Genomic DNA, 21,624 nt, shown 5'->3' on the forward strand with positions numbered 1-21,624 from the left:
CCTGGGGACCGGGCCACGGGGCGTCGCCGGTAGGGGCTGACGACGCGCCGCCCAGCGGTTAGCGTCAGGCGGGAGTGACGGACGGTATCAGGCGAGCGCTGGGCAATTCGACCACATTTGTTGACATTGGTCTGATCGGGTAGGAGACTCGCACGATCGTTCGCTTTGCCGGGAAGAATCCAGGGGGGACCATGTCCAGCACCAGATTCCGGGTAGCCGGCGCCGCGCTCGTCCTGACGCTTGGTGTGCTGACCGGATGCACCGCGGGTGAGAGTGTCGACGTCGATGACAGCGGGCAGTCCGGCGCTTCGACCGGAGGTGTCCTCACCGCCGCCATCAGCGGGGAACCGGACCAGCTCGACCCGCACCGGACCTCCGCCTACCACAGCTTCCAGGTGCTCGAGAACGTCTACGACACCCTCGTCGAGCCGGACGCGAACCTGGAGATGAAGCCGTCGCTGGCGACGAAGTGGACCACCAGCGACGACCAGCTGACGTGGACATTCACCCTCCGCGAGGGGGTCACCTTCTCCGACGGGTCGCCGCTCACCGCCGAGGACGTGGTGTATTCGTACAACCGGATCATCACGGAGAAGCTGAACGCGTCGTACCGGTTCGCCACCGTCAAGTCGGTGACCGCCCCCGACCCCACCACCGTCGTCGTCACGTTGACCGCGCCCACCCCGAACCTGCTCGCCAACCTCGGCGGCTTCAAGGGGGTCGCGATCGTCGAGAAGTCCAACGTGGAGTCGGGCGCGGCGAAGACCCAGCCGGTCGGCAGCGGCCCGTTCACGGTGGCCTCCTACACCTCCGGTGACAGCATCAAACTGGTGCGCAACGACAGCTACTGGGGCACCAGGGCCAAGCTGGACGGGGTGACCTTCAGGTTCGTCAAGGACCCGACGGTGGCGTTGCAGAACCTGCGCGCGGACGAGGCGCAGTGGACCGACAACCTGCCGCCGCAGCAGGTGTCGGCGCTACGGGAGGACGACGGTCTCACCGTCCGCTCGGTGCCGTCGAGCGACTACTGGTATCTCGCACTGAACCAGGCCCGGAAGCCGTACGACGACGTGAACGTGCGCCGGGCGATCGCGTTCGCGCTCGACCGCGAGGCGATCACCAAGGCCGCCAAGTTCGGGCTGGCCACCGTCAACCAGACGGCCATTCCGGAGGACAGCGCCTACCACTACGACTACGCGCCGTACCGTCGGGACCCGGCCCAGGCCACGCAACTGCTCAACCGGGCCGGGGTGAGTGACCTGACCATGGACCTGATGGTCACCAGCGAGTACCCGGAGACGGTCACCGCCGCGCAGGTCATCGCGGCGCAGCTCAAGGACGTCGGCATCACCGTCAAGATCCGTACCCTCGACTTCGCGCAGTGGCTCGACGAGCAGGGCAAGGGGAACTTCGACTCGTTCATGCTCGGCTGGCTGGGCAACATCGACCCCGACGAGTTCTACTACGCCCAGCACCACAGCTCGGGCACGTTCAACTTCCACGGGTACGACAACCCCGCCGTGGACACGCTGCTCGACCGGGCCCGCACCGAGACCGACCAGGCCGCGCGCAAGCAGCAGTACGAGCAGGTGGCCAAGCAGATCGTTGACGACGCCAGCTACATCTACCTGTACAACCCGGACGTGGTCCAGGGCTGGTCGAAGCAGGTCACCGGCTACGAGGTACGCACCGATCGCGCGATCCGCTTCCGCGACGTCGCCCTCGACCGGTGAGCCGGCGCGGGATCTCTGGTGACACGCTTCGTCCTGCGGCGGCTGCTCCAGTCCGGCGTCGTGCTGCTCGGCGTGACGCTGGTGGTGTTCCTGCTCCTGCAACTGGTGCCCGGCGACCCGGTACGGGTGGCGCTTGGCACCCGCTTCGACCCGGAGACGTACGAGGCACTGCGGAGCCGGGCCGGGCTGGACCGGCCGCTGCCGGTGCAGTACGTCAGCTACGTCGGGCACGCCCTGACCGGTGACCTCGGGGTGAGCTTCCGCAGCGGCCAGCCGGTCACCGCGATCGTGCTGCAACGGCTGCCCGCGACGCTGTCCCTGGCCGTCACCGCGGTCGTCTTCGCGCTGCTGGTCGCCTTCCCGCTCGGGGTGTTGTCGGCCCTGCGCAGCGGCTCGTTGTTCGACCATGCGGCCCGGCTGTTCAGTCAGTTCGGGGTCTCGGTGCCGGACTTCTGGATGGGCATCATGGGCATCCTGCTCTTCGCGGGGGTGCTCGGCTGGCTGCCGCCGTCGGGCTACGTCGCCCTCACCGAGGATCCCGCCGGCTGGGCCTCCCACGTGGTGCTGCCGGCGGTGACGGTCGGCCTGGTGACCGCCTCGATTCTCACCCGGTTCATCCGTTCCTCCGTGCTGGAGGTGCTCTCCGAGGACTACGTCCGCACCGCCGAGGCGAAGGGCCTGCGGGCCCGGGTGGTGGTGCTGCGGCACGTCCTGCGCAACGCGCTGATCCCGGTGGTCACCGTCGTGGCGGTGCAACTGGCCAGCCTGCTCGGCGGCGTGATCGTGATCGAGGTGCTGTTCGCCTGGCCCGGCGTGGGCCGGCTCACCTACGACGCGGTGCAGGCCCGGGACTATCCGGTGCTGCAGGGCGCGATCCTGTTCGTGGCCGCCCTGTTCCTGCTGGTCAATCTCCTGGTGGACGTCCTCTACGCCCGCCTCGACCCGAGGATCCGGGTTCGATGAGCGGGTCCGGCGGAGCCACCTCGCGGCGGGCGCTGGCGGCGCTGGGCCGCGACCCGCTGGCCGTGACCGGCAGCGCTGTCCTCGCGTTGCTGGTCGTGGTCGGGGTGGCGGGGGCCTGGCTGGCGCCGTCGGGCGTCAACGAGGTGAACGTCGACCAGATGCTCCAGCCGCCCGGCTGGTCCCATCCCTTCGGCACCGACGAACTCGGCCGGGACGTGCTCAGCAGGGTGCTGGTCGCCGCTCGCGTCTCGCTCCAGGTCGGCGCGGTCAGTGTGGGGATCGCCCTGGCCGTGGGGGTGCCCCTGGGCCTGTTCGCCGGCTACTACCGGGGATGGCTCGACAGCGTGCTCATGCGCTGCATGGACGTGCTGTTCGCATTCCCGGTCCTGCTGCTCGCCGTGGCCATCGTCGCGGTCCTGGGGCCGGGCCTGACCACCGCCATGATCGCGATCGGCGTGGTCTACACCCCGATCTTCGCCCGCGTCACGCGAGCCGGTGTGCTCTCCGTCCGCGAGCAGGTCTTCGTCCGTGCGGCGGTCGCCACGGGCGCGTCCGACCTGCGCATCATGCGCCGGCACGTGCTGCCCAACATCGCGGCGCCGCTGATCGTGCAGACGTCGCTGTCGCTGGCGTTCGCGATCCTGTCCGAGGCCGCGCTGTCGTTCCTCGGCCTCGGGGTCCAGCCTCCGGCGCCGGCGTGGGGCCGGATGCTCTACGACGGGCGTGGATTCGTCACCGAGGCCTGGTGGCTGGGCTTCTTCCCCGGCCTCGCGATCTTCCTCACCGTCCTCGCGTTCAACCTGGTCGGGGACGCGTTGCGGGACGTGCTCGACCCCCGCCAGCTCACCGTCAGCGAGGCGAGGAGGAACGCCGGATGAGCGACGAACCCGTCCTGTCCGTCGAGGACCTGACCGTGACGATCGGCACCCGGCGCGGACCGGCCCGTGCGGTCGCCGGCGTCGACTGGTCGGTCCGGGCGGGACAGACCCTCGCCCTGGTCGGCGAGTCGGGCAGCGGCAAGAGCATGAGTGTGCTCGCCGCGACCGGCCTCGCGCCCCGATCCGCCCGGGTCACCGGGCAGGTCCGGCTGCTCGGCACGGACCTCGTCGCGCTGCCGCGCCAGCGGCGTCGGCGGATGCGCGGACGGCACGTCGGGTTCGTCTTCCAGGACCCGATGACCTCGCTGAACCCGGTGCTGACCGTGGGCCGCCAGATCGGCGAGGCCGGCGAGGAGCACCTCGGGCTGACCCGCCGGGCCGCCCGGTCCCGCGCCGTCGAACTGCTCGAACTCGTCGGCATCCCGTCCGCCGCCGAGCGGGTGGACTCCTACCCGCACGAGCTCTCCGGTGGCATGCGCCAGCGGGTGGTGATCGCGATGGCCCTGGTGTGCGAGCCGGACCTGCTGATCGCCGACGAGCCGACGACCGCCCTCGACGTGACCACGCAGGCCCAGATCGTCGAGCTGGTCGCCGACCTGCAACGGCGGCTGGGAACGGCCGTCGTCTGGATCACCCACGATCTCGGCGTCGTCGCCGGCACCGCCGACACGGTGGCGGTCATGTACGGCGGTCGCATCGTCGAACAGGGGCCGGTCGACGCCGTCTTCGCCGCCCCGTCGCACCCGTACACCGCCGCGCTGCTGGCGGCGCGGCCCGACCCGGACGCCGGGGTCTCCGAACTGGTCACGATTCCGGGGGCGCCACCCAGCCCGCTGGACCTGCCCGCCGGCTGCGCCTTCTGGCCCCGCTGTCCCGTTCGCGGCGACGCCCGGTGCGAACACGAGCTGCCGCCGCTGGTCGCGGTCTCCACGGACCACCACGTCCGGACCTTCTACCCACACGGATCCGCCCGGGAGGACGGATGACCACGGACAGCGCCGCCACCGAGCCGGTGGCAGAACTGGACGACCTGGCGGTGTGGTTCCCGACGCCGGCCGGCGTGGTACGGGCCGTGGACGGCGTGTCCCTCCAGGTGCGCCGCGGCGAGACCCTGGGTCTGGTCGGCGAGTCCGGCAGCGGTAAGTCCACCACCGGCCTGGCGCTGCTGCGGCTGGTCGACCCCACCTCCGGCCGGGTCCGGGTGGCCGGGCAGGACGTGACCGGCTGGTCCCGCCGACGGCTGCGCCGGCTCCGCCGCCGCGTCGCCATGGTGTTCCAGGATCCCCAGGCGTCCCTCGACCCGCGGCACACCGTCGCAGCCAGCATCGCCGAGCCGCTCGTCGTGCACCGGCTCGTCGGGGGGCGGGCCGCCCGCCGCGACCGGGTGGCCGAACTGCTCGAGTTGGTGGGTCTGCGCCGGGATCTCGCCGACCGGCACCCGCACGAACTGTCCGGCGGCCAGCGGCAGCGGGTGGGCATCGCCCGGGCCCTGGCCGGGGAGCCGGACCTGATCGTCCTCGACGAACCGATCGCCTCCCTGGACCTGAGCGTGCAGGCGCAGATCATGAACCTGCTCCGGAGCCTGCAGCGGGACCTCGGGCTCACCTACCTGTTCATCGCCCACGACCTGGCCGCGGTCGAGCACATGAGTGACCAGGTGGCCGTGATGTATCTGGGCCGGATCGTGGAGAGCGGCACACCGGCGCAGATCTGGCGAGAGCCCGCCCACCCCTACACCGCCGCTCTCCTGTCGGCCGTGCCGGTGGCCGATCCGCGGGTCGAGCGGAGCCGCCGGAGGATCATTCTCGCCGGCGACATCCCCAGCCCGATCGATCCGCCTGCTGGCTGCCGGTTCCGGACCCGGTGCCCCCAGGCCCGGCCCGACTGCGCCCGGACCGACCCGGTGCTCGCCGAGGTCGACCCCGGACACCGGGCGGCCTGCCTGTTCGCCGGGGAGGCCGTACGCGCGATGCGGGCAGAGGCCGCCGGATAGCGGACGAGCCGGTTCGAAGGCCCTGCTCGGCGGGTTATTCCACCATTTTCTGATGCCCGCCCGCCTGTCGCCCGAGCCGGCGTTCGGGCGCATGCTTATTGCTGCCAGGTGATCCTTGTCACACCGAATCGAGGTTCACATCGACCCCGTTGTGTTGAGAGTCTGCGAATAGACCGCAGCCACTCGCGAAAGGACAAGGCGCGTGCACGTGACGACACGGTTGGCAGCCATTTTCACGGTGACGGTAATGGTCTTGACGGGGACAGCCAACGCGGCGCAGGCTGCGGAACAGGACGAGTCGGCTCCCATCGCCGCGCGAGGTGACGCCTCGTACCGACCGGAGCCCTCGCTCATGGCCAGCGGCAGTTGCGGGGTGCGAGTCGACCTTCCGCACCCGTCCTACACGACCGCGAACCAGATCCACACCCGGGTCGAATCCTTCTGTCAGGGCAGCACAATCGTCAACAACACCATCACCGGGAAAAGCTACCGATCGCGGTGGTACGGGTGGGAGCACATGAAGACGAAGACCACCGGCCCGAAAACCGCGTGGCGCGTCCGGGTGACGGTCGACGTGAACTGTGACAACGGTTCCTGGCACCGTTGGCGCACCGAGGGCTACGGCAGCGGAATCCTCGACGGCCAGCCGGTGAGCGCCGCCGCCTACGAAGAGAACGACGACGAGATTCAATGCGGTGCGAATAACTGATTCGTGCTCTAACCCGCACCTGTGGCGGCCGGCCGCCACCGCGTGGACCCGCGCGGTGGCGGCCGCCGTCATGGCGCTCGCCGTGACGGCAGGATGCGGCTCGACGCCGGAGGGCAGGGACCAGCCGACAACCGGTGAAGCCCGACAGGACCTCGCTCCGTACCTGCCCGACGCGCTGCTCACCGCGCCGCTGACGCCGCCCCGACTGACCATGGTCGCTCCCACACACCGGACGCCTCTGCGTCGGATCGCAGTTGACTGGTCCGCGCGTGGAGGGCCGGTGGCAGGGCCCGCCGACCACGTCGACTGGCCGACGGTCCGGCTGACCGGACCGGACCGTCGGGCTACTCTGGAGTTCGACACGAACCAGTTGCCGTCCCGGGTCGTCGTCTATCGCTATCCGCGGGTGGGCGTCGACGGCGTTCCTGACGAGACCACCGGCACCGAGACGATCTGCGGCTTCTCCCGCCCCACCGCAACGTGCTCGCGCACCGGTGACGGCACCGCGCCGGCACGGGTCAGCGTGGCGATCGAGGCGGACGACCTCCCCTACTTGGTTGTCCACGCTGCGTGGCCGCTGCTCACGGGGCGGCGCCCCGGCGCCGACGTGTCCGTCGTGTCGGCATCATGGGTGATCAGAGTCGACAAGGTGAGGGAATGACGTGCAACTGGACATGCCCGGGTGGCTCTCACTCGTGACCCGCGCGGCGGTGACCTCGGCGGTCGCCACCGTCGAGACGGCCGACCCCTCCGGTGTCGTGCGGGTGGTCTCCGAGCACCACCTGCGCGCCGAGAGTCTGCTGCGTTGGTCGTACGCCGTGAAGGACGACCACGGTGAATCCCACAGCTCGTGCGACGGTCGGGAGTTGGTGCAGGTGAGTGGCACCCGTAAGCCCGTCCGCTCCCGGGTGCCGGACGAGTCGGCGGTCGACGACCCGTGGTACTTCTACTCGTGGCCGGCCGCCGTGGACGCCTGGTTCGTGGAGATGCTGCGGCCGGTGGACCTCCTCGCCCGGGTCGTGGTGTCCACGGTCGAACAGGATGCTGCCGGTGCCGTCCACATCGGGGCCGGTCCGATGGGTAACGAGCCAGCACCGTACAACGGGTTCTCCCTGCCCGACGGGCGCGCTCTGCGGATCACCCTCGACACCGCGCGGGGCTGCCTGTCCGAGGTGCTCGTGTCGACCGCAGGTCGACCAGCCCGGACGTACCGCCTGACGCACCTGCGCTGAGGGGCAGCCAGCCGCCGGTTCCCCACCAGTCGGTACCGCCCGCCGACCAGGTGCCGCCCGCGCGGCTGCGGCAGGCCCCGAGCGACCGCCGTCGCAGACGCGTTCCACACCGGGTTGCCGATTGACTACGCTGCATCCGCGCGGTGTGGCAAGGCCCGCCGAGGGTGCTCCGAGGGGAACGGCTGGTGCGTTGGTCATCCGGTATCTGACCATTTCGACAATGGCCGCGGTTCTGGTGATGGTGCTGCTCGGCGTGGCCGAACTGGCCCGATGGCTCGCCCGGCTCCCCGTTCTGGTGCGCCTGGAGCGTCGGTGGCACGGGATTCCGCAGGACCGTTGGGTGTCGGCAGCGGCGATTCCCCTGGCCACTGTCGTCGCTCAGATTCCCGTCTCGTACGGGATCAACCTGGTCAGCGACGCCGGCGGAGAGCGTGGCGCGCAGGGCGTGTTCTGGATACTGGTGGGAGTGGGGCTGGCCGGCTGGTACCTCTCGCGATACGCCGCTGGCAGCTACCACCGGCTGACCCCGAAGGCCCGCTATCGGACGGTGGTGGCTCGGGCCGAGGCCATCCTCACCGACTCGAAGCAGCCTGACCTGCGTTCCCGTGCGGCGGTGCGTACCGAGCTGTTGCGGGTGAACCGCGTCGGCTGTCGGCTCGCCACCTTCGACGACGGCGGCTGGCGGGCCGCACTCGGCCGGGAGCGGCGGTGGCTGGTCATGGTCACCGCCCTGGCCCTTGTGCCGCCGGTGTCGCTGGTGGCGTTCTGCTTCCACCAGATGGCGACGGGTGTTCCGGCCGGACGGCTGGCTCCGGGCCTCGTGATCGGGGGCGGCACGGCCGCTTGCCTGCTGCTCGCCACGGCAAGCCGCCGGTACCGGATCCGCACCGAACGTCAGGAGCTCGGTCGGGAACTCACGAGAGGCACGGGCGACCTGCTCCGTGTCCTCGTCGACCCGGCGACGAGGACGCCGGTACCGGCAGAGGTGCTCGACGAGATCGGTGCCGCACTGCGCCGTACCTTCGGCTGGCATCCTCGTCCGGTCGCCCGCAGGCCGCGGGTGGAAGGAACGGCGATGCAGATCCGTGACCACCGAGGACACCAGCGCCCGCAAGCTGCGCGTTGTGGCAGGCGACATTTGGTTTGAATGGGATGAAAAGGCATCGGTCGTCGTACGGTGTTACGGCGGGACTTCCCCCGCAGCGTTCCGGGTGGTGGTCGTGAGGGGGTCTCGCGGATGGATGCGGTCGAGCTGGCTCGGTTCCAGTTCGCGTCCACCAACATCTTCCACTTCTTCTTCGTCTCCCTGACGGTCGGTCTGGCGTTCTTCATCGCCGTGCTGGAGACGATCGCCTACCGCCGCCACGGGGCCCGGGAGACGTACGCCCGGATGACGAACTTCTTCGGTCACCTGTTTCTGATCAACTTCGCGGTCGGGGTGGTCACCGGCATCGTGCAGGAGTTCCAGTTCGGCATGAACTGGAGCGAGTACGCCCGTTTCGTCGGCAACATCTTCGGGGTTCCGCTGGCCCTGGAGGTGCTGATGGCGTTCTTCATCGAAAGCACCTTCATCGGCCTGTGGTGGTTCGGCAAGGACAAGCTGTCTCCGCTGTTGCGGCTGGGCTGCATCTGGCTGGTGGCGATCGCCACCCAGATCAGTGCCTTCTGGGTGGTGCTGGCCAACGCCTGGATGCAGCGCCCGGTGGGCTACCGCATCGACGATGAACGGGCCGTCCTCACCAGCTTCAGCGAGGTCGTCTTCAACTACAAGGCATGGCTGTACTTCGCCCACGTGCAGGGCAGCGCGTGGACGGTCGCCGGGTTCTTCGCGCTGGCCATCAGCGCGTTCCACCTGCTCCGCCGGCGGGATGTCGAGGTGTTCTCCCGGGCGTTGCGGGTGGCGTTGGTGTTCGCCGCGGTGGGGACGACGTTCTCGGCGACCAGCGGGCACTTCGAGGCGCAGGTCGCCCGCGCCGACCAGCCGATGAAGTTCGCCGCGATGGAGGCACAGTGGGAGACCTCCGACTCGCCCGCGCCCTGGTCGGTGATCGCCGGGATCGACCAGGACGCGCGAAGCAACAGCTTCAACGTCGAGATCCCGTACGTGGGCTCGGTGCTTGCCTTCAACCGGCTGGAGGGCCGGTACGAGGGGATGCGCGAACTGAACGAGGAGTACCAGCGGCTGTACGGGCCGGGGGAGTACATCCCGCCGGTCGCCCCGGTGTACTGGTCGTTCCGGCTGATGGTCGCCATCGGGGTCCTGCTGCTGCTGACCGCCTTCACCGGGCTGTTCCTGTGGTGGCGAAGACGCGCCGGCCTGGACCAGACCCGCTGGTACCTGCGGCTGCTCGTCCTGCTGGTGCCACTGCCGTGGGTGGCGAACTTCCTCGGGTGGATCGTCACCGAACTGGGCCGGCAACCGTTCCTCGTCTACGGCCTGCTCACCGTTCCCGAGGGGGTCAGCGCCAACACCTTCCGGGAGGTGCTCGTCGGCCTGGTCGGTCTGTGGGTGGTCTACCTCGGCCTCATCGGCTTGGACATCTTCCTGCTGACCAGCACCGCCCGCGCCGGAATCAGCCACAAGCCCGAGGCCCAGATCGCCTCCGCGCCACCGCCGAGCTACTTCGGTGAAGGCCTCCAGGACTACGACCGAAGGGCCTGAGCGTGGACCTGGTGACCCTGTGGTTCTGGCTGGTGGCCCTCACCTTCACCCTCTACTTCTTCCTGGAGGGCTTCGACTTCGGCGTCGACATCCTGCGACCGCTGCTGGCCCGCAACGAAGCCGAGGAGCGCGCGCTGACCGGCACCATCGGGCCGTTCTGGGACGGCAACGAGGTGTGGGTGATCGCCGCCGCCGGCCTGATGTTCTCCACGTTCCCCGGCTGGTACGGGGCGGTGTTCAGCGGCCTGTACCCGGTGTTCATCCTGATCCTGCTCGCCCTCCTGCTGCGGGGGGTCTCCTTCGAGTACCGCAACCAGGTCAGCCACCAGCGGTGGCGCGACGTCTGGGACTGGATGTCCTTCGGCGGCAGCCTCCTTCCGGCGTTCCTCTGGGGCGTGGTGATGGCGAAGATGATCGAAGGGCTGCCGGTGAACCAGGACGAGCGGGTCGTCGGTGGCCTGGAGACGGTGTTCACGCCCTTCTCCCTGGTCGGCGGATCGGCCACCCTGCTGCTGTTCATGCTGCACGGCGCGAACTTCCTGCTGCTGCGGCTACCCGTCGACTCGACCCTGCACCAGCGGGCCCGCACCGCCGCGCTGCGCTGGGGTTCCCTCGCCACCGTCGCCACCGTCGGCTTCGTCGTCATGGGGTACGTCACCGAGGGCCTGTTCGCGAACTTCGGCATCCTGCCGTGGCTGTTCCCCATCGCCGCGTTCGCCACCCTCGCCACCATCTGGCTGGCTCTGTCCCTGCGCCGCGACGTGCTTGCCTTCACCATGAGCGGCCTGACGATCGTCTTCGCCACCGTCACGGTGTTCCTGGCCCTCTACACGCGGGGCAACGTGCTGCCCTCCACCCTCGACCCCGCATGGAGCCTGACCCTGGGTGACACCGCTGCGGAGAACTACACCCTCGTGCTGATGACCTGGGTCGGCGCGGTCTTCCTGCCCCTGATCATCGGCTACCAGGTGTGGAACTACCACGTCTTCCGCGAACGGGTGCGCCCCCACGAAGGCGGCCTCGACCAGGGGTACTGACTCCACGCCGGCCAGGAAGACGTTCGGGGCTTCAGCCTGGTCACGCCACGCGCAGGCCAGCCGGCCCGGGAGGCGCTCACGCCACGACGGACCGGCGGCTCCGAACGGCTGGGCACACGGTCTCCGACCGGCCAGCGTCCGCTGCGCTCGCGGTGACCGGCGCGTACATCTCGATCTTCCGGTCGACGACCGCGAGATCCGCCTGCAACTGATCAAGGCGGCTGAGCACCTGCTCGCGGTGCTCGAGCAGCAGCGCCCGGCGGTCGGCCTCGTTGCCGGGGCCCTGCCGGCAGAGCGCCGAGTAGCGGCGCATTCCCTCGATCGGCATCCCTGTCGCCCGCAGCTTCGTCAAGATGGTGATCATCCCCAGGTCGGCCGCGGTGTAGCGGCGGTGCCCGTTCCGCTCCCGCGGTGGCGGTTCGATCAATCCGGCCCGCTCGTAGTAGCGCAGCGTGTGAGCGGTGAGGCCGGTTCGGGCCACCATCTCGGCGATGGAGTAGCTCTCGGTCATGGCCGAATCCTAGGGTTGACTTAGAGCGCGCTCGAAGATGAAGGCTCATCGGCATGGAACAACGGAACCTCGGACAGGGACTGACCACCTCCGCACTCGGCCTCGGCTGCATGGGCATGAGCGACTTCTACGGGCCGCGCGACGACACCGAGTCCATCGCCACCATCCACCGTGCCCTCGACCTCGGCGTCACCATGCTCGACACCGCCGACATGTACGGACCGTTCCACAACGAACAGCTCGTCGGCACCGCGATCGCCGGGCGCCGCGACGACGTCATCGTCGCCACCAAGTTCGGCAACGAACGCAGACCCGACGGCAGCTTCGTCGGTGTCAACGGTCGCCCCGAGTACGTCCGCGCCGCCTGCGACGCGTCCCTCCGCCGGCTCGGCGTCGACCACATCGACCTCTACTACCAGCACCGTGTCGACCCGGCCGTGCCCGTCGAGGAGACCTGGGGCGCGATGGCCGAGCTGGTGGCAGCCGGGAAGGTCCGCCACCTCGGCATCTCCGAGGCCGCGCCGTCGACCGTACGGCGGGCGCACGCCGTACACCCCGTCACCGCCGGCCAGTACGAGTACTCGCTGTGGACCCGCGAGCTCGAGGGGGAGTTGTTCGGGACGCTGCGCGAGCTGGGCATCGGGTTCGTGGCGTACAGCCCGCTCGGGCGCGGCTTCCTCACCGGCGCGATCACCAACCCGGACGAGCTCGCCGACGACGACTGGCGCCGCCAGAACCCGCGTTTCCAGGGCGACAACCTCAAGACCAACCTCCGGCTCGTCGAGACGGTGCGCAGGCTGGCCGCCGAGAAGAGCGTCACGCCCGCGCAGCTCGCCCTCGCCTGGGTGCTCAGCCAGGGCGACGACGTCGTGCCGATTCCCGGCACCAGGCGGATCGGCTACCTCGAGCAGAACCTCGCTGCCCTCCAGGTGCAGCTCACCCCGGACGACCGGACGGCCCTCGACCACATCGGTGCCGACGTGGCGGGCACGCGCTACTCGGCGGACTCCATGAGAGGGCTCAACCGCTGACGCCGGCCGGACCAGCGGCCCGGCACCCGGGCCCGGCCGCGATGAGCGCCTGGCAATGTCCGTGAGCCGAACCTCATCGGACACCTCTGAGCACCGGTCGACAACCACGGCACTGCTCGTCCGGTGACCCTGCGGCCCCCACTTCGCGTTCCACGCCAGGTGGGGGCCGCGCCGTGCCCCCGTATGTTCGCCGGAACCTGGATCACTGTCGGCGTCCTCATGCTCTGGTGGGGCACCAGCGGCGTGGTGACCTGGCTGCTCGGCTGGCCGTGGACCCGGCTACTCATCGCCACCGACCGTTTCGGAACCCAGCCTGCCATGTGCAGCCGCCCCTGGGTCCCGTCGAATCCCACGGTCGACTGCTTCACTCAGTATCGCGGGCATCTGTACGCCGTACCGGAAGGAGGGGACCGGGAGGCGTACCCGTGGGTGGCGGTGGTCGGTCTGCTTCTGCTGGCGGCGTGGCTGCTCCTCCGGCGCTTCACCGTTCTCGGCACGACGGCATGGACGCCGTCACCGGTCACGCTCGGGCTCGGGCTCGCGGCCCCGTTCGGTCTCGCCGCGCCGGTACTGATGATCTACGGCATCACCGGACTCTACTGGCAGGCCCAGAACTGGGCCCCGAGCTACCTCATCGCCGGACTCCTCGCGGCAGGTATCAGCGTCGCGGCGGTCCGTCGCGTCCGGGCATCCTCAACCGCCGCGCCAGCAGCGGCTCCCGGCATGCCCGCGACGGACAAGTCCTGGGACTGATGTGCGCGGTCGGTGCTCCGGCCCATGCGGAGGGGTGGACCCGAACGCGGGGCGGCGGCCGGAAACGCGGTTGCCGGGCGGCTCCCCGCCCAGCCTGGACTGGAGACGACGTCGGGTCGGCGAATGGAGGAAGGGTCGATCGCACCTGGCAGTAGGGCGTGGTGGACCCCGCACCGGCAGTAGCGGGACGTGCGGCGGATCCGGTCGATCTGGCGTCAGCCGAGGGCGCGGAGGCGGTCGGCGAGGGTGTCGCGGTAGAAGTCGAGGAAGCCGTCGGGGTCGGGGCCGGCGTTCTGCAGGACCAGGTGGTCGAAGCCCGCGTCGGCGTACTTGCGTACCGCCGCGACGTGGACGTCGGGGTCGGGGCCGACGGCGAACTGTTGCCGGATGTCGTCCTGGGTGACCGTGCGGGAGGCGGCGTCGAAGTTGACCGGGTTGGGTAGCTCGCTCATCACCTTCCAACCGGTGACCGCCCACCGGCTGGTCTGCCAGGCCGCCTCCACCGCCTGCTGCTCGTCGGGCGCCCAGGCCATCGGCACCTCCGCGTAGCGGGGGCCACTGCCCCCGCCACGTTGGTAGGTCTGCACCAGGTCGGGTTCCGGCTCGGTGGCGAACAGTCCGTCGCCGAGTTCGGTGGCGATCGCCACCGACGCCGGCCCGCTCGCCGCCACCGCGATCACCGGTGGTTGGTCGGGGAGGTCGAACACCTGGGCGTCCTCAAGATGGAGATGCTTGCCCTCGTACGACTGGTAGCCGCCCTGCCAGAGCAGCCGGATGATCTCCAGTGCCTCCCGGAGCCGTTCGTGCCGGCCCCGCACGCTCGGGAAGCCCTGACCGACGACGTGCTCGTTGAGCCTTTCCCCGGCACCTACGCCGAGGGTGAACCGACCGTCGGAGATGATCGCGAGGGTGGCGGCGGCCTGCGCGATGATCGCCGGGTGGTAGCGCACCGTCGGGCAGGTCACCCCGGTGACCAGGCCGACCCGGTCGGTCCGGGCGGCGATGGCGCCGAAGACCGTCCAGGTGAACGACGAGTGGCCCTGCACGTCGAGCCAGGGATGGAAGTGGTCGCTCATCTCGACGAAGTCGAAGCCCACCTCCTCGGCCCGGACGGCCTGTCGAATGATCTCCTTTGGCCCGAACCCCTCGCTGGCCAGCTTGTATCCGATCCGCATCAGCTGTCCCGACTCTCGTAGCACATCTCCCTCGTCACCCTTCCACGCGCGGCCGGCCCGGACTTTCGAATGGGCAAAGCGACTCCGGTAAGGCCGAAGCGGGTTGTTGGGGCGGCAGCCGCGCGGGCACGTCAGCGAAAACGAGCTGGTGAGAGGGGCGACGATGCCGGCACGGAAGGACATGCCCAGCACCCTGAAGCGGTCGCCGAAGAAGGCGCAGGACACCTACGCGGAGGCGCACGATTCCGCAGTCGACTCGTACGGTGAGGGCAAGCGCGCCCATCGGACGGCGTTCGCGGCCGTCAAGCACTCCTTCGAGAAGGCGGATGCCCTTGGTCAACGATCCGGCGGGGTCACTTGGTCAACGATCCGGCGGGTGCCCTTGGTCGAGCAGTTGGGCAAGGGCACCCGCGTCTGACCGTTCGCCTCCGCAGCGGTCGCGGGGCGCGTCGAGAAACTCATCGGGTCGTCGTCCCTGCGGTCACGGCTCGTGCTCTGCCGCTGGCGGGACCTGGTGATCGGTCCGGCGCCTCAGGGGGTGCTGGCGTCGGCGTAGCGCAGGACGGCGCCGATGCCGTGCTCCAGCGGTGCGTCGTCGGGTCCGACGAGGACGAGGTCGGCGTCGGTGCCGGCGATGGCGCGCAGCAGGCCGGCGTCGGCGCGTACCTGTTGGGGTTGGGGTACGCCGAGGGCGCGCAGGGTCTGTGCGTCGGCGGCGACCTGGGTGGGGTCGTCGGGGCCGATCCAGAGGGTGTCGGTGGAGGAGGCGTCGTTGACCAGCAGCACGGTGTCGACCTGGCCGCGCTGGAGTGCGGCCACGACCTCGGTCAGGCCGGTCGGCGTCGTGCCGTCGCCGGATTGGGCCCCGTAGCGGTCGATGACGTCGCGGGTGTGGCGGTCGGCCACCTCGGCGATGGCCTGCACGGTCACGTCATCGAGGGCGGCGTTGTCGGCCCCGGCGTGTCGGGAGCCGGCGTCGGTGCGGACCGTGCGGTCGCGCCAGCGCACCGGCAGCCGCTCCACGAACAGCTGCGCCGCCCGGACATCCCCACCGACGACGATCACCTCGGCACCGATGGACTCGGCGAGATCCACGGTGGCGGCGGCCACGTCGCCGGCGTTGCGGTCCCAGGACACCTCGGCCGTCTGCTGGTAACGCCGGTGTGACCAGCCGCCGGCCTGCACCTTGCGCAGCGGGAAGGTCTCACCGCCCTCGACGGTGCGCTGCCGGGTCATGCCGCCGGCGGTGATCGCGTCGAGGTCGCCGCCGGTACGGTCGGCGAGCACCCGGACGTGCGGAATCTCCTCGCCGCGCTGGACGAGCAGCGGCATGACGTGGGGCAGCGGACCATGGTGGGCCTCGTCGCCCGGTGGGGGATCGGGCAGCGGCTCGACCAGGGTGACCTGTCCGGCGCGGGCGAACAACGCCAACCCGTACCGGCCGGGCTGGGCGGGCTGGTCACGGACAGCCTGGTCGAGCGCGTCCAGGGTCGCCGCCTCGGCGCCCTGACCGATCAGGTGTTCCCGCAGTGTCCGCCAACGCAGCTGCACCTCGTGGTCGGCGTTCTCGCCGGTCCGGCTGGCGTCCAGGTAGACCGAGGTCCACGGGCCGGGCTGGGCGAACAGTGGGCGGAGAAAGCCCAGGTTCATGACAACTCCTCTCTCGTGGCTTCCGGACCTCCTACCCCCACATCTCCCGGCATCACGTCCCGTTCGTGGGCGCTGCGCCGTGCTGGCGAGACCGGAGGGGCGGCGGGGTGGCGTGCCGGTACGGCCCGGCACGCCACCACCGTTCCCGCTAGAAGCGGTAGTACGGGTAGGGCGGGTAGACGTAGCCGGCGCTCCAGTACGGCGCGACTCCGTAGTAGCCGTAGAGGGACTCGTAGTACTCGGACTCGTCGACGAGGTCGGGGTCGTAACGGGGCGCCTCGGACACCCGGTCACGGGGCTCGCCCACGCACACCAGGTCGTCGGAGACGCTGGTGACGGCGTCGACCGGGATGAACGACGGGGTGGCGCCGAAGCCGAGGATGCCGCCGTGCTCCACCCGCAGCATCCGTACCTTGTGCTGTTCGCTGTCGATCAGCAGGTCATCGACCTTGCCCAGGTCGTTGCCGTCGCGGTCACGGACCCGGTGGCCACGGATGTCCTCGGTCGGGTCGACGAGGACCTGGTCGCTGTCACCGAGCTTGATGAGCGACACGGAACTCTGGCGGGTCATCGTGGTCTCCCTTCTCATCGTCGTGTTCGGGTGCTGCCGCCACTACCGTGCCGGGGCGGCGGGCAAACGGCACCGGATCAGCTCAGGTGGACCGGTGCGCGTCGGGCGACACCGGGCCAGTGGGTGACGTAACCGGACTCGTCGAAGGCGATGGTGGCGTTGCCGGTGTCGGACTCCATGCGCATGCCCCCGTCGGGCAGGAGCCACCGCCGGCTGTCGACGACGACCACGGCCAGCGACGGCGGCACGACCAGACCGACCCGGACGTTCGTCGGTTCGGCCTCGGCACGGTCGCATCGGGGCAGGGTGGCGAACAGCGGTGCGCGGGCCACGGCGATCTCGCCGACGCCGTCGAGGCGATCGGTGTCGTCGATGCCGGCGAGCGGCGCCGCTGCACGTCCGACGCGGCGCAGGGCAGCGTCCAGGTCACCGCTGTCGTGGGTGTCGACCCGCCACTGGTCCGCGTCGCGCCGAAGGTTCACCTGGCGGTGCCAGCCCGCACCCTCGGCGGTCGCCGACAGCATCGTGCAGCGCCCGTCCGGCTCCCGGCGCAGGCGGTAGTGCAGGCAGTACGGCAGGACTCCACCGACGAGCGCGACGCCGTCGGCGGCGGTGAGCTGCTGGTCGACGACGGCGAAATCGGTTCCGACGACATCGAGGCGTTGCCACAGCAGCGCCCGGTCCAGGGCCGGATCGAGCAGGGCAGCGGATTCCACGCCGGCTTCCCTGGTGGTGAGGCCTGACATGCTCATCTCCCTTCCTTGGTCGTAGCGGCCGGCTCTACCCCAGTCGGCACACCCCGACACACGGATCGCCCGCGGCCCCCGGCCGTTGAGCGGTTGCGGTGCGCGCGCCGGTGGTGGTGCCGGGGCAGATCCGATTCCGACAGAAGGGACCCGACGATGTACCCCGGTCACACCCGGCGGGTGGACGTCGTACGCCGGTGACGGCTCCATGACAAGTCGTTGACAGTTTGCCGAGGGCGGTTTTCGCGTCGGCGTGGCGGACATTGCTGACGGTGAGGCCCGGGACGGGAGGTCCGGTATCCGGGGCCGAGGTGAGCTGGTGCCGTCCCCTGAGCACCACCTCCCCGTCCGGGCAGGGCAGAGGCCCCCGCCAGTCACGAGCATTGGGAGCGTCATGTCTTCGATCGGTGCTGTCCGGGACACGCCCACCCGCGTCGCCGGGGCCGAGCGCCGGGAACAGGCGACCGTCGCGGCGATCCGCCGGCTGCGGGACCCCCGCTGCCCCGGCGGCGAGCGCGACCGCCTGCGGCACACCGTGGTGCGCTGGAACCTGCCACTGGCCCGGCAGTTGGCCCGGCGCTACCAGCACCGCGGCGAGGCCCTGGACGACCTGCAGCAGGTCGCCGCACTCGCGCTCGTCAAGGCTGTCGACGGGTACGACCCCGACCGGGGTCACACCTTCACCGGTTACGCCGTCCCGACCCTCCTCGGCGAGCTGAAACGGCACTTCCGGGACCGGGTGTGGAGCGTGCACGTGCCGCGCCGGCTGCAGGAGCGGTGCCTGGAGGTCACCCGAGCCCGCGACGACCTGACGCAACGGCTGCACCGACGGCCCTCGACCACCGAACTCGCCGCCGCCCTCGGCATCAGCGCGGCGGAGGTCCGCGCCACCGAGGGCACCAGGTCGGCGTACCGGGCGGACTCGCTCAACCGGCCGGCCGGAACCGACGACGACAGCTGCGAACGGCAGGACCTGCTAGGCGCGCGGGACGAGGCGCTGGAGGCGGTGTGCGACCGGGAGACGCTGCGCGCCGCCGTCGCGCGGCTGACGCCCCGCGCCCGCCACGTGGTGAGCCGGTACTTCTACGGCCACCGAACCCAGGGGCAGATCGCCGTCGAGCTGGGAACGTCGCAGATGACCGTGTCGCGGGTGCTCACCCGCGCCCTCGCCACGTTGCGGACGATGCTGTCCGAACGTGCCGCGGAGCCACTGCCCACCGGGAGCGGCCACGGGAACCTGCGCGTGCGGGTGTACGGGGCCGGCCGGGGCCATCTGATCGGGGCCGTCGGGGCCGTCGGGGCCGTCGGGGACGTCGGGGATGCGGCTGCGGCGGCCCGCCTCCGGCAGCTGCTCGTGGACCTGGCCCGCACCCGACGGCCCCGCACGCTCACCGTCGACCTGCGGCACACCGGGCGACTGCCGATGGCAGCCGTCCGGGCCCTGCTCGACGCCCGCCGCGTCTGCGCGGACGTGGAAGCTCGCTTCTGCCTGGTCAACGTCACCCCCGAGGTGTACGACCCGCTGTGCCGCATCGGGCTCGACCGGCTGCTCGACATCCGGCCGGCAACGCTTCCTCCTGCCGCCGGTGGCACAGCCGCTCCGGCGGCTACCGCGGACGGCCGTCCCACCGGCGGCCGCCCCAAGGGCTCGGTCGAGGCCGTCCGGCACCTGGACGTCGCAGCGGCGCGGCGGCAACGGCTCGCCGCTCCGACCCGAGCACCTGGCGTGGCCCGACAGGCGTTCGACGTCTGCCGGGGCCGGCCGAGCCAGTACCGCCCACGGGACCGGAGCCGGGCGTGGCGGCCGGCGAACCGGTCGCCACGCGTCGTCACGACTCGTCACCGGATGCCTGGCGGACGGTCACCTCCTGGGTTGCCGAGGCGATGGTGATGCCGGCCTTCTCCAGCCGGTGCAGGACCGTGCGGGTCACCGTGTCCTTGACGGCACGCGCTTCCCGGACCGGTACGACGAATCGCGCGGACAGCTCGATCCAGTTGTCGGTGGCCCGGACGAACACCCGAGGGTCGACCTCGGTGCGGCCGACCGGGTAGCGGCGGCGCATCTGCTCGATGGCCTGCCGTGCGCCCAGCGACGACGATGCCCGCTGCGCCTCCTCGCGGAGGATCCGCTCCGCCTGCTGCCAGTCGTCGCGGTAGGAGATCGTCAGCGTCAGCTCCTCCCACAGGTACTGCATCGTGGCGGTGCTGTTGTAGACGGGTTCGCTGAACACCGCCTTGTTGGAGATCGAGACGGTGCGGCCGGTGTACTGCCGGCCCCGTACCCACGAGCTGTCGTCGCTACCGGAGCCGATCTCCAGCACGGTGGTGCGCAGCGGCGTGATGTCGAGGACGTCGCCCCGGACGCCGCCCATCTGGATCCGGTCGCCCACCCGGAACTGCCGACTGGTCATGATGCTGACCCAGCCCGCCAGGGCACCGATCACCTCCTGCATGGCGAAGGCGAGGCCGGCGGCGACGAACCCGAGCACGACGCCGATCCTGCCGGCGAACGGACGCCACAACACGGCCAGTGCCACCAGCAGGATCAGGACGGTGGCGTAGTGGGTCGCCTTGCGTACGTAGTAGCGGGCGTACGCGTCGGTCACCCGCCAGCCGGCCAGCCGAGCTGCCGCCGAACCGACGAGTATCGCAACCACGACCAGCATCGCCGTGGTGACGAGCCGGCCGCCGACACTGCTGTTGTCCCGCACCAGATCGAGAAACGCGTCCATCCGGTGGTGCTTCCCCACCGCGGGCCGGCCGAAGCGCGCCCACTCCATCCGATGGCACCGCTCGTCCTGCCACGAGTCGTAGCGGGCGGACCTGTCAGGTCGAACCGCACTTCCTGCTGGTGCACGTCATCGCCGACCACACGAACCGGCCGGTGCGGGAGGCGTCGCCGGGTCGGCGGGTGCACCGATGTCGTTCTCAGGGACCGGCACGCCCGGCCGGTGTCCACCCGGACGGGTGATGGCCGAGGGACCGGGGTGATCAGGGTCATCGGTCGCCGGCCACGAACCGGGTTATGTGCTCGGCGACGAGGCAGCCGTCGGTCATGGGCAGCATGTGGCCCCTGCCGGGCAGGGTGACGAGGTGCCCGTCGGGCAGCCGGTCGAGCAGCTTCCGCGTGTCGGCGGTGTCGGCCTCCTTGTCCTGATCCCCCCTGAGTGCCAGGGCGGGTACCGGGACCCGCCGCGCGGGGCGGGAGTGGTCCGCCCGGACGCTGGCGAGGCTGGTCCGCGCGAGAACGTCCGGATCGGTGCCGAGGAAGCTGTGCCGGGCCCTGTCGACCGCGGAGTCGGGGTCGTCGGGGGCGAAGAGCAGCCGTCGCCCGACGGCGTTGGTCACGGGTGCGGCATGACGCATCGGCCGGGCCAGTGCGGCCGTGGTCCGCAGGACGGCCAGCCACAGCCGGATCACCGCGCGCCGTGCGGGATCGGGCAGCCCGCGCGCGGGTAGGCCGGGCACGGTGACCACCGCGGCGGCCGATCCGACGAAGACGACGCCGGCGATCCCGTCGAGGGAGTGCTTCGTCCGGGCGAGGATGACGGCGCCGCCCAGGCTGTGGCCGACGAGCACGGTGGGCCGACCGTTGGTCATTGTCCGCAGCACGGCGGCGAGATCCGCCGCGTGGGCTTCCAGGCTGTAGTCGCGAGTGGGGGAGTGGCCGCTGCGGCCGTGCCCGCGCAGGTCGTAGGCGATCACCCGGTACTGGCCGGCCAGTTCGTCGATGACCTGCTGCCACGAGTCCAGGCTGAGGCCGAGCCCGTGCACGAGCACGAGCGTGGGCGCTGCGGGCGGCCCGTACGCGGTCGCGAACAGGGTCGTGCCGTCGGCCGACCGCAGGCGGACCTGTTCGTCGGGACGGGAGTGGGGACGTGTGGCGGTGTCGGGTGGGGGAGCCATGCAGACTGCCCTACCCACACCGTCAGCCGTGGCAACGTGTGTCCGCGCGATTGATCCCGGAGTCCGGGGCCGCG

At 70.7% G+C, this 21,624-nt stretch carries 21 protein-coding genes and 1 pseudogene; 15 read left to right on the forward strand and 7 right to left on the reverse strand.

All coding sequences use genetic code 11. The features are described from left to right. Positions 1-191 precede the first annotated feature (191 nt). From GA0070616_RS15255 to cydB, 11 genes are all read left to right on the forward strand, one after another. Positions 192-1,733, forward strand: coding sequence for an ABC transporter substrate-binding protein (locus tag GA0070616_RS15255; RefSeq protein ID WP_091082447.1), 1,542 nt, complete (start codon positions 192-194; stop codon positions 1,731-1,733). A gap of 18 nt (positions 1,734-1,751) precedes the next feature. After that, positions 1,752-2,696, forward strand: a complete 945-nt coding sequence (locus GA0070616_RS15260; RefSeq protein ID WP_091082450.1) for an ABC transporter permease — start codon at positions 1,752-1,754, stop codon at positions 2,694-2,696. After that, positions 2,693-3,574, forward strand: coding sequence for an ABC transporter permease (locus GA0070616_RS15265; RefSeq protein WP_091082453.1), 882 nt, complete (start codon positions 2,693-2,695; stop codon positions 3,572-3,574). The genes GA0070616_RS15260 and GA0070616_RS15265 overlap by 4 nt, the downstream gene beginning before the upstream one ends. Further along, the gene (locus GA0070616_RS15270) at positions 3,571-4,560 is read left to right on the forward strand and encodes an ABC transporter ATP-binding protein (RefSeq protein ID WP_091082456.1); all 990 of its coding nucleotides are present in this window, start codon (positions 3,571-3,573) and stop codon (positions 4,558-4,560) included. Before GA0070616_RS15265 ends, GA0070616_RS15270 begins: the two co-directional genes overlap by 4 nt. Further along, positions 4,557-5,567, forward strand: a complete 1,011-nt coding sequence (locus tag GA0070616_RS15275) for an ABC transporter ATP-binding protein (RefSeq protein ID WP_091082459.1) — start codon at positions 4,557-4,559, stop codon at positions 5,565-5,567. The genes GA0070616_RS15270 and GA0070616_RS15275 overlap by 4 nt, the downstream gene beginning before the upstream one ends. Before the next feature lie 208 nt (positions 5,568-5,775). Further along, complete coding sequence (locus tag GA0070616_RS15280; RefSeq protein WP_175440086.1) at positions 5,776-6,276, forward strand: hypothetical protein; 501 nt, start codon at positions 5,776-5,778, stop codon at positions 6,274-6,276. A gap of 280 nt (positions 6,277-6,556) precedes the next feature. Beyond that, a complete protein-coding gene (locus GA0070616_RS15285; RefSeq protein WP_091082464.1) occupies positions 6,557-6,937 on the forward strand; it encodes a hypothetical protein in 381 nt (126 codons plus the stop codon). Between the two features lies 1 nt (position 6,938). Further along, positions 6,939-7,508, forward strand: a complete 570-nt coding sequence (locus GA0070616_RS15290; RefSeq protein ID WP_091082467.1) for a hypothetical protein — start codon at positions 6,939-6,941, stop codon at positions 7,506-7,508. Positions 7,509-7,728: 220 nt separating this feature from the next. Next, positions 7,729-8,655 (forward strand): hypothetical protein, encoded by a 927-nt coding sequence (locus GA0070616_RS15295; protein WP_091082469.1) that lies wholly within the window; start codon positions 7,729-7,731, stop codon positions 8,653-8,655. Positions 8,656-8,745: 90 nt separating this feature from the next. After that, positions 8,746-10,170 carry a cytochrome ubiquinol oxidase subunit I gene (locus GA0070616_RS15300; protein ID WP_091082471.1) on the forward strand — a complete coding sequence of 475 codons (1,425 nt, stop codon included), beginning with the start codon at positions 8,746-8,748 and terminating at the stop codon, positions 10,168-10,170. Positions 10,171-10,181: 11 nt separating this feature from the next. After that, positions 10,182-11,207 carry a cytochrome d ubiquinol oxidase subunit II gene (cydB, locus tag GA0070616_RS15305; RefSeq protein ID WP_217628203.1) on the forward strand — a complete coding sequence of 342 codons (1,026 nt, stop codon included), beginning with the start codon at positions 10,182-10,184 and terminating at the stop codon, positions 11,205-11,207. A gap of 76 nt (positions 11,208-11,283) precedes the next feature. On the opposite strand, the gene GA0070616_RS15310 is transcribed toward cydB, so the two are convergent. Further along, positions 11,284-11,718: a MerR family transcriptional regulator gene (locus GA0070616_RS15310; RefSeq protein ID WP_091082476.1), complete on the reverse strand. Its 435-nt coding sequence runs from the start codon at positions 11,716-11,718 to the stop codon at positions 11,284-11,286. Between the two features lie 53 nt (positions 11,719-11,771). Here GA0070616_RS15310 and GA0070616_RS15315 point away from each other — a divergent pair, with 53 nt between their 5' ends. After that, positions 11,772-12,749, forward strand: coding sequence for an aldo/keto reductase (locus GA0070616_RS15315; protein ID WP_091082478.1), 978 nt, complete (start codon positions 11,772-11,774; stop codon positions 12,747-12,749). Positions 12,750-12,932: 183 nt separating this feature from the next. Continuing rightward, positions 12,933-13,502, forward strand: coding sequence for a hypothetical protein (locus tag GA0070616_RS15320; protein WP_091082481.1), 570 nt, complete (start codon positions 12,933-12,935; stop codon positions 13,500-13,502). 215 nt (positions 13,503-13,717) lie between these two features. On the opposite strand, the gene GA0070616_RS15325 is transcribed toward GA0070616_RS15320, so the two are convergent. Beyond that, on the reverse strand, positions 13,718-14,677 hold the full coding sequence (locus GA0070616_RS15325) for a TIGR03557 family F420-dependent LLM class oxidoreductase (protein ID WP_091082484.1): 960 nt from the start codon (positions 14,675-14,677) through the stop codon (positions 13,718-13,720). 163 nt (positions 14,678-14,840) lie between these two features. On the opposite strand from GA0070616_RS15325, the pseudogene GA0070616_RS15330 reads away from it, so the two are divergent. Further along, positions 14,841-14,999: pseudogene (locus GA0070616_RS15330) on the forward strand (ChaB family protein); the annotation flags it as partial. A gap of 209 nt (positions 15,000-15,208) precedes the next feature. On the opposite strand, the gene GA0070616_RS15335 reads toward GA0070616_RS15330, so the two are convergent. From GA0070616_RS15335 to GA0070616_RS28155, 3 genes are all read right to left on the reverse strand, one after another. Next, the gene (locus GA0070616_RS15335; protein ID WP_091082487.1) at positions 15,209-16,327 is read right to left on the reverse strand and encodes a baeRF2 domain-containing protein; all 1,119 of its coding nucleotides are present in this window, start codon (positions 16,325-16,327) and stop codon (positions 15,209-15,211) included. Between the two features lie 148 nt (positions 16,328-16,475). Continuing rightward, on the reverse strand, positions 16,476-16,898 hold the full coding sequence (locus GA0070616_RS15340) for a PRC-barrel domain-containing protein (protein WP_091082490.1): 423 nt from the start codon (positions 16,896-16,898) through the stop codon (positions 16,476-16,478). A 77-nt stretch (positions 16,899-16,975) separates the two neighbouring features. Then, entirely contained in the window at positions 16,976-17,650 is a 675-nt protein-coding gene (locus GA0070616_RS28155; protein WP_175440087.1) for a putative glycolipid-binding domain-containing protein, read from the reverse strand. Between the two features lie 388 nt (positions 17,651-18,038). Here GA0070616_RS28155 and GA0070616_RS15350 point away from each other — a divergent pair, with 388 nt between their 5' ends. Then, on the forward strand, positions 18,039-19,535 hold the full coding sequence (locus GA0070616_RS15350; RefSeq protein WP_091082493.1) for a SigB/SigF/SigG family RNA polymerase sigma factor: 1,497 nt from the start codon (positions 18,039-18,041) through the stop codon (positions 19,533-19,535). On the opposite strand, the gene GA0070616_RS15355 is transcribed toward GA0070616_RS15350, so the two are convergent. Then, positions 19,474-20,376: a mechanosensitive ion channel family protein gene (locus tag GA0070616_RS15355; protein ID WP_175440088.1), complete on the reverse strand. Its 903-nt coding sequence runs from the start codon at positions 20,374-20,376 to the stop codon at positions 19,474-19,476. The genes GA0070616_RS15350 and GA0070616_RS15355 overlap by 62 nt on opposite strands. 265 nt (positions 20,377-20,641) lie before the next feature. Further along, the gene (locus tag GA0070616_RS15360; protein WP_091082499.1) at positions 20,642-21,550 is read right to left on the reverse strand and encodes an alpha/beta fold hydrolase; all 909 of its coding nucleotides are present in this window, start codon (positions 21,548-21,550) and stop codon (positions 20,642-20,644) included. Positions 21,551-21,624: the final 74 nt, after the last annotated feature.

Source organism: Micromonospora nigra, from assembly GCF_900091585.1.
Lineage (GTDB): Bacteria > Actinomycetota > Actinomycetes > Mycobacteriales > Micromonosporaceae > Micromonospora > Micromonospora nigra.